This window comes from Rhodococcus sp. MPR-R1B (assembly GCF_058793255.1).
Genome location: NZ_JBXAFO010000005.1, coordinates 148,061 through 159,777 on the forward strand (window position 1 = coordinate 148,061; position 11,717 = coordinate 159,777).

10 protein-coding genes are annotated in these 11,717 nt (G+C 61.2%); 5 read left to right on the forward strand and 5 right to left on the reverse strand.

What is annotated here, in order from left to right:
• Window position 1 precedes the first annotated feature (1 nt).
• The 4 genes from AC1Q61_RS09695 to AC1Q61_RS09710 are packed head-to-tail and all read right to left on the reverse strand — an operon-like array spanning window position 2 to window position 4,383.
• Window positions 2-919, reverse strand: a complete 918-nt coding sequence (locus AC1Q61_RS09695) for an oligopeptide/dipeptide ABC transporter ATP-binding protein (protein ID WP_042920388.1) — start codon at window positions 917-919, stop codon at window positions 2-4.
• Window positions 916-1,737, reverse strand: coding sequence for an ABC transporter permease (locus AC1Q61_RS09700; protein ID WP_020906350.1), 822 nt, complete (start codon window positions 1,735-1,737; stop codon window positions 916-918). Before AC1Q61_RS09700 ends, AC1Q61_RS09695 begins: the two co-directional genes overlap by 4 nt.
• Complete coding sequence (locus tag AC1Q61_RS09705) at window positions 1,730-2,764, reverse strand: ABC transporter permease (protein ID WP_492650846.1); 1,035 nt, start codon at window positions 2,762-2,764, stop codon at window positions 1,730-1,732. Before AC1Q61_RS09705 ends, AC1Q61_RS09700 begins: the two co-directional genes overlap by 8 nt.
• Window positions 2,761-4,383 (reverse strand): ABC transporter substrate-binding protein, encoded by a 1,623-nt coding sequence (locus AC1Q61_RS09710; protein WP_492650831.1) that lies wholly within the window; start codon window positions 4,381-4,383, stop codon window positions 2,761-2,763. Before AC1Q61_RS09710 ends, AC1Q61_RS09705 begins: the two co-directional genes overlap by 4 nt.
• 171 nt (window positions 4,384-4,554) lie before the next feature.
• Here AC1Q61_RS09710 and purD point away from each other — a divergent pair, with 171 nt between their 5' ends.
• The 5 genes from purD (at window position 4,555) to AC1Q61_RS09735 (ending at window position 11,209) form a co-directional block, all read left to right on the forward strand.
• Window positions 4,555-5,811 (forward strand): phosphoribosylamine--glycine ligase, encoded by a 1,257-nt coding sequence (gene purD / locus AC1Q61_RS09715; RefSeq protein ID WP_007734401.1) that lies wholly within the window; start codon window positions 4,555-4,557, stop codon window positions 5,809-5,811.
• A 152-nt stretch (window positions 5,812-5,963) separates the two neighbouring features.
• A complete protein-coding gene (locus AC1Q61_RS09720) occupies window positions 5,964-7,622 on the forward strand; it encodes a GMC oxidoreductase (RefSeq protein WP_042920384.1) in 1,659 nt (552 codons plus the stop codon).
• Window positions 7,623-8,212: 590 nt separating this feature from the next.
• Window positions 8,213-9,121 carry a DUF4190 domain-containing protein gene (locus AC1Q61_RS09725; RefSeq protein WP_492650832.1) on the forward strand — a complete coding sequence of 303 codons (909 nt, stop codon included), beginning with the start codon at window positions 8,213-8,215 and terminating at the stop codon, window positions 9,119-9,121.
• A gap of 121 nt (window positions 9,122-9,242) precedes the next feature.
• Window positions 9,243-10,076 carry a helix-turn-helix domain-containing protein gene (locus tag AC1Q61_RS09730; protein ID WP_042920319.1) on the forward strand — a complete coding sequence of 278 codons (834 nt, stop codon included), beginning with the start codon at window positions 9,243-9,245 and terminating at the stop codon, window positions 10,074-10,076.
• A gap of 191 nt (window positions 10,077-10,267) precedes the next feature.
• Window positions 10,268-11,209: a substrate-binding domain-containing protein gene (locus AC1Q61_RS09735; RefSeq protein WP_042452671.1), complete on the forward strand. Its 942-nt coding sequence runs from the start codon at window positions 10,268-10,270 to the stop codon at window positions 11,207-11,209.
• A gap of 6 nt (window positions 11,210-11,215) precedes the next feature.
• On the opposite strand, the gene AC1Q61_RS09740 is transcribed toward AC1Q61_RS09735, so the two are convergent.
• On the reverse strand, window positions 11,216-11,671 hold the full coding sequence (locus AC1Q61_RS09740; protein WP_042920317.1) for a MarR family winged helix-turn-helix transcriptional regulator: 456 nt from the start codon (window positions 11,669-11,671) through the stop codon (window positions 11,216-11,218).
• Between the last annotated feature and the right edge of the window lie 46 nt (window positions 11,672-11,717).

An 11,717-nucleotide genomic window follows, 5' to 3' on the forward strand; every position in this document is an offset into this window, starting at 1 on the left:
GTCAGCCCACCTTCCGCAGCGTTCGGTACGTGCGGTCACCCAATGTGACCAGTTCGGTCGGGCCACCGGATTGTTTCGACTCCGGGCGTCGTAGGTGATAGACGCACTCCTCGGGGAGATCGGTGAGTTGCGGTGGCGATCCCGGCATGGGAGTCAAACCTCTGGAAGGTAAGGCGCCGAGAAGGTCTCGGGTGTAATCGTGAAGCGGATCTTGGAACACCAGCGCGGCCGGACCGGTCTCCATGATGCGTGATGCGTACATGACGGCAAGTCGATCCGCGACACCGTTGCGGGTAAGGGATGCCAGGTCATGGGTGATGAGCAGGACCGCCGCTCCGGCGTCCGCGCACTCTCGAAGTAATCCCATGACGTGGTCGGTGAGTTCGCGGTCGAGGTTGGCGGTGGGTTCGTCTGCGACGATCACCGACGGATTCCCGGCCAGCGCACCGGCAATGGCCACGCGTTGCGCCATGCCGCCCGACAGTTCGTGCGGGTAGCAGTCCAGGGCCGACGGTTCGAGTCCGACGCGAAGTGCCAAGGCATCGCAAGTGTGATCGCTGCCGAGTGCGTCGATCGTCTCCTGTAGCTGCGATCGCGCAGTCCGGACGGGGGTGAGATGTGTTGCGGCGGATTGTGGAACTAGAGCCACGTGCCGCCCACGGAACGCGGTGCCGGAGAAGACGTCGATCTCGAGGTCCGGTGTTCCGACGGTGACCGTTCCGGTTCGAGAAGCATTCGGCGGCAACATGTTCATGACCGAGGTGGCGATGATCGACTTGCCACACCCCGATTCCCCGACAAGTGCGGTCACCGTGCCGGCTGGAACGTCGAGGTCGATGTCGCTCGCAGCGTGAACTACCGATCCTCCGAGCAGAGGGATCCTGACGGTGAGAGATTCGATGCGCAGGCCGTGGTTCACAGTCGCAACTCCGAAGGTCGAGGTGGTGTGAGCATCGACCGCAGGGCCGAACCGGCGACGGCAACTGCGACGGTGGCGATCACGAGAACTGCGGCGGGGAATGCCAGCGTCCACCAACCGCCGAGGAGTAGAGAACTGCGTGCCTCTTCGAGAAGCGTCCCGAGACTGGGCTTGTGCGGGGGAAGGCCGAATCCCAGGAAGGACAACGTCGATTCGTGCCAGACGGCGTGGGGCAGCAGGAGAACGACTGCGATCAAAGCCTGCGGCGCCGTCGCCGGCACGAGGTGGCGCATGATCACGTGACGTCGACTTGCTCCCGCGAGAATGGCGGCGTCGATGTAGGGACGCTCGCGCAGACTCAAGATCTCGGAGCGGATGATCCGGGCCACTTGGGTCCAGTGGGTCAGTGCGATCGAAAGCACGATGGCGGCAATGCTTCCACGGAACATCGCGACGATGACGATGCCGAGCAACAGGTGGGGGAGTGCGTTGACGGCATCGGTGCCGCGCATGACGAACCTGTCCACCCAGCCACCGACCAGTCCGGCCGTAGTGCCGACGGCGACGCCGATCACCGTGGCGAGCAGCGCGCAGGCGAGTGCGATCAGAAGTGAGGTTCGAATGCCTGCAGCTATGCGCACGAACAGATCTCGGCCCGCCGAGTCCGTTCCGAAGGGGTGATCGAACGACGGAGCCAGGCGAGCCGCCGAGAAGTCTGTGACTCGGTCGTCGACGTCGGCCAACCATGGGACCAACGCCGCGTACAGCGCAACGAGGATCAGCACGCCGAGGGCGATCTTGAAGCGTCGTTCAGCCATCGGTACTCACTCTCGGGTCGAGTACTGCAACGAGGACGTCGGCAAGCAGTGAGCCGAGCATGACCGTCAATGTCGTACCGACGGTGAGGAACGCGAGCAGTGCCATGTCGAGGTCACGGGCTGACGAGACGATGGCGCCGGCGATCCCTGGCCAACTGAAGACCTCTTCCACCAGCACTGCCCCGACTATCAGCTCGGGCAGTCGCACGCCGACGATGTTGACGAAAGGCGCCAGTGAGGTCGGCAGTATGTGGCGTTTCGTGATGGTCGGCGTCGGGATTCCGCGTGCTACGGCGCCCGCGACAAATCCCTCACTTTTCGAACCCACGACGGATTCTCGGACCGCGAGTAGGAGCCACGGCATCTGCGAGATGGAGAGGACCGTCACCGGTAGGACCAAGTGCCGGATCACCTGTCCCGGTGTGGGATCGGCACCCCCGTCGGTCAACCCGGCGACCGGGAGCCAGCCGAGAGTCAACGCGAAGAGCGCGATGGCACCCAGCGACAAGACAAACGGCGGAAGTCCTTGGACCACGACGCTCAGCCCGGACACGGTCTTGTCCAAGAATCCTCCACTGCGGATTCCGGCGAGAACACCGAGTGTCAGCGAGGCGAGAATCGCGATGAGGAGTGAGATACCGACCAGCAGCAGGGTCCATGGCAGACGCTCGGAGATAACTTGGGAAACAGGCTGATTGAACGATCTGGAGATCCCGAGATCACCGGTGAACACGCCCTGGAGCCAATTCCAGTACGTGCTGTACCAGGGGTTGTCGAAACCCATCTGATCGGCGATCAACGCTTTGTCCGCGTCGCTGGTCGTCATGTATCGCGTGCCCAGGTAGCCTTCAAGTGGATCGAACGGTGAGATCGCGGCGGCGGCAAAGAGTCCCGCGGACACCACGGCGATCACCGGCACGATGAACAACCCCCGCCGACCGACCATCGTGAGGATGGCCTTTCGGCGGGAGTTGCCACGGTGGTCGAGCGATTGCCGCGCGTCTACCCGAACGTCGACCGCTGTCATTGCCCTCTGGCCCACGTCTGCAGTGACCACCACGGGCCCCAGGTCACACCGTGTGAGTGTGGCTCGAGTACAGGTCCGGACATCTGCCAGTCGGAATCCTTCGAAACGTACGTATGGTCGAGGAATACGAGGATGACAAATCCGGGATCCTCGACGTACGCCTGCTGCACGTCGCGATACGCGGCGTCACGCGTTGCCTGATCCAGGCTGCGGCGTCCTACTTCCAGGCCTGCGTCGACTGCTGGATTGGAGTAGTCGCTGGCGTTGTCGTAGATGCTGCCGACCCCGGGCGCTATGTACTTCGAGTTCAGCGCGTCGTACGCCTGCGTGTCTGGATCGAAAGGTTCGTCTCCACCACCGAGAAGCGTCGAATCCTGGTTGATTCGAGGGTCTATGCGGTCCCAGGAGAGCGCTTCGAGATCCACCTCGATGCCGACAGCGAGAGCATCGGAGGCAAATGCCTGAGCGAGATCACGTCGAACGGTGTCGACGGAGTTGTACATGATCGTGAACTGCGCCCGCTGACCGTCTTTCGAACGGATTCCGTCGGAACCTTCGATCCAGCCCGCTTCGGTGAGAATTCGCTCGGCCTCGGCCGGGTCGTAGGCGAAGGTTGCGTTCGGGTTGTACGAATCGCCGTAGACCTCGGGGATCGGAGTGGCGGCGACGCGGCCGTGTCCGCTCAGGACGTTGTCGATCATCGACTGGCGATCGGCGGCGAGGTTGAGCGCCATCCGTACGGCTTTGTCGCCTGCCACGGGATTGTTCGTCGGAAGTGAGAGACCGCGCCAGTCCGCTGACTGATGGGCAGTCACCGACATGTTGTCTTTGCCCGAGAACGTATTGGCAAGCAGTGGAGGGAGATTGGTTCCGTCGATCTCGCCGGACACCATACGTTGGGCGCGGGTGTTGTCGTCCGGAACGTAGAGGAGAGTGAGCTTCTTGATCTCCGGTGCACCGTCCCAGTAGTTCTCGTTCGCCTCGAAGACCGCTCGATCCGGTGAGAGATCGACGAGTGTGTACGGACCCGTACCGACAGGCGCGGTATTCAACGGCGATTCGGCGGCAAGTCCGGGTGTCGCGAGGGATTCCGACGGAACCATGCCGATCAGCATCTTCGTCAGCAGGGGCGCATACGAGTAGGCGAGACGAAACTCGACTGTGCTGTCGTCGACGGCCACGACGTCGCTGATCATGTCGTACGACGACCGCGCTTCGGAGGCGGAAGCCGGATCGAGGATCGCCTTGTACGTGGCAACCACGTCGTCGGCGTCGAAGGTCGACCCGTCGGAGAAGGTGACCCCGTCGCGGAGTTTGACCGTCCAGACCGTCGCGTCGGCGTTGGCAGTGGGCATCTCCGCGGCCAGAGACGGCTCGAAGCCCGGCATGCCGGTCCCTCCGGTGAGTCGGACGAGACCGTCGTACATCTTGGCCTCACCGGCAGCGCCGAAGCCTGCGACCGGGTTGTAGCCGCCCAGCTCGTAGCCGTCGGCCAAGACCAGGCCGTCGTTGTTGCCCGAGGAGTCGGTGCCAGTCGGGCTACTGCACGACGTGATCAGAAGTGCGCCGATTGCGGCGGTTGCGGTGAGCGTCAGAACGCCTGGTTTGTGGAGTTTCACGGGTGTCCTTTCCTTGGTGGACAGGTGTCCGAAAACATCTGTTCACCTATTCAGGTATTCATATGATCTCATCTCGAAACGGATATTTCGCACAAAGGCCGAACGCTGGGACCTTGGCCCCGCCAGTGGCACTCCGAGAGCGCTGTTATCGCAGGCCGTAGTCTGTTCCCCGTGCGCGTACTAGTAATCGGCTCCGGAGCCCGTGAACATGCCCTCCTTCTCTCTCTTGCTCGCGATCCAGGTGTCACGGCCCTGATCTGCGCGCCTGGCAATGCCGGGATCGCAAAAATCGCCGAGCAGCACCCCATCGACGTCGCTTCGGGTGACGCGGTTACCGCGCTGGCCCAGAAGGTCGAAGCCGACCTCGTCGTCATCGGACCCGAGGTTCCGCTGGTCCTCGGTGTCGCAGACGCGGTGCGCGCAGCAGGTATCGCCTGCTTCGGGCCTTCGGCCGACGCCGCCCGCATCGAGGGATCGAAGGCTTTCGCCAAGGACGTGATGGCTGTCGCCGGCGTCAAGACCGCTCACAGCGAGATCGTCGACAATCCGGCCAAGCTCGACGAAGCACTCGACCGCTTCGGTCCCAACTGGGTGGTCAAGGACGACGGATTGGCCGCGGGTAAGGGCGTAGTCGTCACGACGGATCGTCTCGCCGCGCGCGATCATGCCGCAGAACTGCTCGAGACCGGACACCCGGTTCTCCTCGAGTCCTTCCTCGACGGTCCGGAAGTTTCGCTCTTCTGCCTCGTCGACGGCGAAACCGTGATCCCGCTGCTCCCGGCACAGGACCACAAGCGAGTAGGCGACGGAGACTCCGGACCCAACACCGGCGGCATGGGCGCGTACACCCCATTGCCGTGGCTGCCCGACGAGATGGTCACGCAGATCGTCGACGACGTCGTCAAGCCTGTCGCTGCCGAGTTGGTCGCGCGCGGTAGCAGTTTCTCCGGCCTTCTCTACGCCGGTCTGGCGATCGGTGTCGACGGCCCGGCCGTCGTCGAATTCAACTGCCGGTTCGGTGACCCCGAAACTCAGGCCGTGCTTGCTCTCCTCGAAACGCCGCTGGGCGGTCTACTCAATGCGGCCTCGACCGGAACACTCGATTCGGTCGGTCCGTTGCAGTGGCGCGACGGTTCCGCTGTCACGGTCGTGATTGCCGCGGAGAACTACCCGTCAACCCCACGCACCGGCGACGTGATCACCGGAGCCGACGCCGACGGAGTCCTGCACGCCGGTACCAAGAAGCGTGAAGACGGTGCCGTCGTCTCGGCCGGCGGGCGTGTGCTGAGTGTTGTCGGAGTGGGCAAGGATCTGACCGAAGCTCGCGACGACGCCTACGCAAAGATCGCCGACGTCAAGCTTCCCGGCGGTCATTTCCGCAAGGACATCGGGCTCGGCGCCGTCGAAGGTCGCATCTCAATTCCCTGACTCGTTCTTTCGGAGGGCCGGTGAACTTTCTGTTCATCGGCCCTTTTCATGGAAAATCAACGGTTCCTCGAAGTTACCCACGAGTATGGACTTCTCGTTCGGTTTCTCCCGGTATATCTCAGCGCGGGGGTCACGGAAAGAGAAGGGCACACTTGAGCATTCGCGCTGGATCCAACGAACGGCACGCACGTACCAATTCCACGCTCTCGCGTAGAAACTTCTTGGCAGCAACAGGATTAGCTGTGGGGGCCGCCGCACTCTCGTCCTCGTGGACCACGGCGGCCGCTGCGCCCAGACGAGCATTGAACGACGGAGACCGTGTCCCCGCGCTCGTGATCGGCAGTGGATACGGCGGTGCCGTTGCGGCACTTCGCCTGACACAGGCCGGTATCGACACGCACATGGTCGAGATGGGGAAGTCGTGGACCACACCAGGGTCCGACGGCAAGATCTTCTGCCCGATGCTCTCGCCCGACGGTCGGTCCTTCTGGCTCAGAGACCGTACAGTTCAACCGGTTTCACACTTCTCCGGCGGCTCGGTGGACAAGAACATCAGCCGCTACGTCGGTGTTCTCGACGCCGAGGACTTCGGCGGGATCAAGGTCTACCAGGGCCGAGGGGTCGGCGGTGGGTCGCTGGTCAACGGCGGTATGGCCGTCACACCCAAGCGTAACTATTTCGAAGAGATCCTGCCCGGTGTCGATTCCAACGAGATGTACTCGACGTATTTCCCGCGCGCGAACGCTGCGCTCGGAGTCAACAACATCGACCCGGCCTGGTTCGAATCGACCGAGTACTACAAGTTCGCGCGGACGGGGCGAAAGACCGCTGAGAGATCCGGTTACACAACAACGTTCGTGCCGAATGTCTACGACTTCAACTACATGAAGCAAGAAGCTGCCGGCCAGGTCACCAAGTCCGCTCTGGTCAGTGAGGTCATCTACGGCAACAATGCCGGAAAGAAATCTCTGGACAAGACGTACCTCGCTGCGGCATCCGCCACCGGCAAGCTCACCATTTCAGCTCTGCACGTCGTGACCTCGGTTTCCCCGGCCGCGACCGGCGGTGGCTATCAAGTGGTGATGAACCAGATCAACGAGCAGGGCAATACCGTCGGCACCAAGACAGTGACGGCGGACAAGGTCTTCTTCGCGGCCGGCAGTATCGGGACCAGCAAGCTCCTGGTCGCGATGAAAGCGCAAGGGCAGCTGGCGAATTTGCCGGGTGCAGTTGGACAGGAATGGGGTCACAACGGCAACGTGATGGTGGGCCGCGCCAATCACATGTGGGACGCCACCGGTGCGAAGCAGTCGGCGATCCCCGTGATGGGTATCGACAACTGGGCCGACACATCCGCTCCCGTCTTTGCGGAAATCGCACCCTTCCCGGCCGGTACCGAACTGTGGGTCAGCCTGTACTTGGCGATTGCCAAGAATCCGCAACGTGCTCAGTTCCAATTCAACTCGGCAACAGGCAAGGTCGGATTGAACTGGCAGCGCTCGCAGAACCAGCCGTCGATCGACATGGCGAAGAAGCTCTTCGACAAGATCAACAAGAAGGAAGGCACGATCTACCGGACCGACCTCTTCGGCCCGACGCAGACGTGGGGCGATCAGTTGACGTACCACCCCCTCGGCGGTTGTGTGCTCGGCAAGGCGACCGACGGCCACGGTCGACTCCCGGAGTACCCGGGTCTGTACGTCATGGACGGATCCCTCGTACCGGGCAATGTGGGAGTCAATCCGTTTGTCACCATCACCGCTCTGGCCGAACGGAATATCGAGAACATCATTGCGAACGACATGAACTAGGGCGGCGACTCGGGGTCAGGTGCGGTGGGATCAACTTCCTGCCGCACCGATCATGTCGCGAAGAGTCAATTGAGTAGTCGAATCGTTTTGTCCAACGTCTTAGTTGCTGCCGATGTCGAGGTTCGGTGATGTGGCCGAGGCGTCGGTGTAGGTCGATATTCAGGATCCGTGACGGGCGAGCAACGGTCAGGTTTACGAATCGACCCGCAACATAACCAACAGGCCGAAATAATCAAGGGAGATGCGGCGGGGAGGTGGTCGACGTAATCAGACCAATCTTGTCGACGTTCTCAGCGCGAATTATCGATTCGAATCCGCCGATGGCGAGCCGTTGCCGAATGAATCCGAAATCAATTTGGCAACTGTCAGGATTTACCGCTGAAAGTCCAACGGGATTATGGCCCGCCCCAAAAGTAGTCGTAGTTGTCATCGGTGTTTCTGACCTGTTTGTCGTTGTGAATGGATTCGGTTGAAAGAAGTCAGTAACGGCTTTCGATGTGACTGCGATTGATCGGGTACGACCGGGAACTGATTCCGGCCTGGCCAGTTGGAGATCCGTGTACCAGTCACCCAATCCATATCCGCCTCAAATGCCGCCGACGAGCGGTGGTGGCTGGCGCGTTGCCCGTGCGTCCTCATCGTTAACCGAAAGCCAACGAGTCGCAGTGGTGAGTGCTGTCGGTGCGGGTGCGGTGTTGTTCCTGATGCTGTTGTGCCAGCTCCTCCCGCAATTGCTTTCGTCGAGAAATCGCTATAGGTATTCGTATCGGGATTTCACGGAGCTGACGTCGGGGCTTTACCTCGTGCTGCTCGGCCTCCTGGTCTTGGCGATGATCTTTCTCGGCTCACGCGACAAGTCACGAATGACACTTGGTCTCAGCCTTTTCGGCGGTGCTGCGTTCTTGATCGCTGTCGAATTCTTGATAGATGCCCCGGCCGCCCGACTGTTGAGCGTTCTTGCTCTGGTGCTCGCATCGTCAGGGTGGATCGTTTCGCGCCGCGCGAGCAAGGCGGTATTTGCATTACTACCGATTACCCTTGTGCTGAGCTTCTTCGCCGCTGTACTGGCCTCGATCCAGATGGACACGAACGACGGATGGGCGACGCCGTTGTATTTGGTGCTGCCAGTGATCGTTACCGCCTGGCTCGCCCGGCTTGTCGACAGCCCGCCGCCGGCACCGGCAGCCGGCCAATACGGCGTTTATCAACAACCGGTAGGTTTCGCTCCTGACGGACAACCGGTGTTCACGTACTCACGGTTTCCGGCGGCGCCCGCATACATGTCGGCGCGAACCAACAGCATGTCGGTGGTATCGCTGTGCCTGGCTGTCCTGGGCCTGGGAATCCCCGCTATCGTTTGTGCCCACATCGGTCGTTCTCAGATCAGGTGGTCAGGCGAGGGGGGTTGGCAATCAACCACTGCTGCTATTGTTTTGGGCTACTTCTGGATACTTGTTGCAATTGTTGCCATTGTCACCATCGTCAATGTGAACAATTGACATGGTGCGACCAGCTTTGGCAGTGGCCTGTGCGGTGGGATCAACTTCCTGCCGCACCTACTCGGCGTGGGTAGCGGTTACAGTCACCTGGACAGACGACGGTCGATCCAGGGATGTAGACGTGAGGCGGACAAAATCCGAGGTCGACGGTGATTGGCTCCGGTGGGGCGTGCCGTCGAGCGACGAGCTGGTGGTATCCGAACACGAATTAGACGACGAGCCCGAAGATTTGGTTCTGTGGGGTGGTGCGTCGAGTGCTGATCAACCGGTGACATGGGAAACCCACGCACACCGATCGAACGAGATTCTGTTCCCTCGTTCCGGCATTGTGGTTGTGCGCTCAGGCGCCCAGATGTGGACGTTGTTGCCGGGTCGAGGGCTGTGGATACCGGCACTGCATCGACACTCGGTGCGCGTTGCCGCGGGTGCGCAGTTCCTGACGGTGTATTGCGCTGTAGCGCAGGGTCCTTCGCTCGGTGATCACCCGGTTGCGGTACACGGCACGCCGCTACTCTACGAGTTGTTTCTGCATCTGAGTGCTCGCGAGATGTCGGACGACGCGAGGCGCCGCGCCGAGCGAGTGTTCTTCGACCTCGTTGTTCCCGGCGACGAGCGCGGAGCGATGAAGATCCCCGATTCGGGCCCGGTCGGCCGGATTGCACGCGACCTGTTGTCTCATCCGGAGGATCCACGCAGTTTCGGGGACTGGGCGAACGAGATCGGCGTCAGCACCAGCACTTTGGCTCGTCAATTCAAGGTGGACACCGGCGTGAGTTTCGGCCAGTGGCGAGTACTGCTTCGGATGAACGTGGCGATGTCCCTACTCGGCCAAGATGTTGCGGTCGCCGATGTGGCAGAACAGGTCGGATACTCGACGCCCAGTAGTTTTGTCGCCGCCTTCAAGCAGTCCACCGGTGTCACGCCGATGGCATTTCGAAAGACTGCGGACCGTTGATCGGATTTCGACATTCTTTGACAAAACTCCGCGATTGCGTAATCTCCTGATCCGTTCTACCGTTAGCCATGTAGGCGAGGCTTACTTTACTTTCCGGGTTCGGGGTTCTCCCGAGACCCGCTCGACAGCATGGGGCAGAAGTGATCGATTTTGTTGCGCCGCGTTCGAAACGCGGTAGCAGGGCCATCTTCATGGCTGTGGCGGTGGCACTTTCGACGGTGCTGGCAGCATGTGGCACCTCCACGACCGACACGAAGTCCGACGGTGATGCGTGGACGTATGTCGATGCGCGTGGTCAGCAGATTTCGCTCGACAAGATCCCCGAACGCATCGTGGCGACGGCAGACACCGCGCCGGTGTTGCTCGAATACGGCGTCGTGCCGGTCGGCATCATCGGCTTTTCCAGGCTGGACGAATCAACGTTGAATGCATTCGACTTCAGTGGAATTGCCCATGTCAGCGAAACCGATACGGACATCAGCGCCGAGAAACTCCTGGCAGTGAACCCGGATCTGGTCATCGACATCTGGAGTTCGTACAACGGTGGAAACTTCGGCAGCATCTGGGGCGACGACATCGTTCGCGTCGAAGAGGTTGCTCCCATTGCCGGTGTCAAGATCACCGACGGGGCGCAAGCGGCGTTGGACAGCTTCAGTTCGTTGGTCCAGGGTATCGGCGGCACCGACACCTCGCCGGTCTATGCGGCAAAACGGGAAGAGTTGAGTGCGCTCGGTGACCGGGTGCGTGACTTGGCCACATCGCGACCGAATATCTCTGTTGCATATGTGATTCCGTTGGAGTCGAGCCTTGACTATGCGGTGCCGGGATGGACTCCGCTCGGAAGTATTCTCGAAACGATGGGCGTCGAATTCGCCAAGCTCGACAGCGAGGACGGTTTCTGGGCATCAGCGAGTTGGGAAGAGCCAGGCGCCTTTCCGGCTGATCTCCTCCTGATTCCGCCGACGTGGTCGGATGCACCGGAGCTCAATTCGCCGACTTTCACCAGGCTTCCGGCTGTGGTTTCGGGTCAGGTTGCGTCGGTCGAACTTCGTACGGGGTACAGCCTGACGGGCATCACGGAGCAGATGAAGCGTTTTGCCGACGTCTACGAGAAGAGTGGGAAAGTCACCTGAGTGGCATCATCGCGGCGCGTGATCTCGCAATGATCGATTGACTCGGTCGAGGATGTCGATGGCAGTGGTCAATGTGTCGAGGTCACCTTCGTCGAGGGCTGTCAGTTCTTGGGCCAGGACGCCGATGCGTAGTTCGGATCGACGGTCTCGTCGCGCGCTTCGTTCGTCCTTCACGAAAAGTGTGCTCACCCGGCCGTCTGTGGGATCGGGCCGTCGCTCGATCAGATCTTTGTCGGAGAGGATGCGCACCAGTGTGCTGACGGTGTTCGGGCGTCTGGAGAGACGGTCGGCGACAGCCCCGATGCGAGTGCCCGGGTGGTGTGCGACATCGTGAAGTACTTCGGATTGTGCCTCGGGCAAAGTCGCGTCGGTGCCTGACGTAGCCATGTATTCCTGCAGCGCTCGACGCAATTCGAACGCCGCAGCGATGAGTGATCTCGATGCTTCTTCCGCGGTGGGCACGTGATCAGAGTAGCGATCGACCCCGTGTGATCCACGCCCTGGAACT

Bases quoted from the DNA above. Each gene is read 5' to 3' on its own strand.
- AC1Q61_RS09725 (WP_492650832.1), top strand. From the start codon at position 8,213: ATGCCGCCGACGAGCGGTGGTGGCTGGCGCGTTGCCCGTGCGTCCTCA.
- AC1Q61_RS09735 (WP_042452671.1), top strand. From the start codon at position 10,268: ATGGCTGTGGCGGTGGCACTTTCGACGGTGCTGGCAGCATGTGGCACC.
- AC1Q61_RS09700 (WP_020906350.1), bottom strand. From the start codon at position 1,737: ATGGCTGAACGACGCTTCAAGATCGCCCTCGGCGTGCTGATCCTCGTT.
- AC1Q61_RS09705 (WP_492650846.1), bottom strand. From the start codon at position 2,764: ATGACAGCGGTCGACGTTCGGGTAGACGCGCGGCAATCGCTCGACCAC.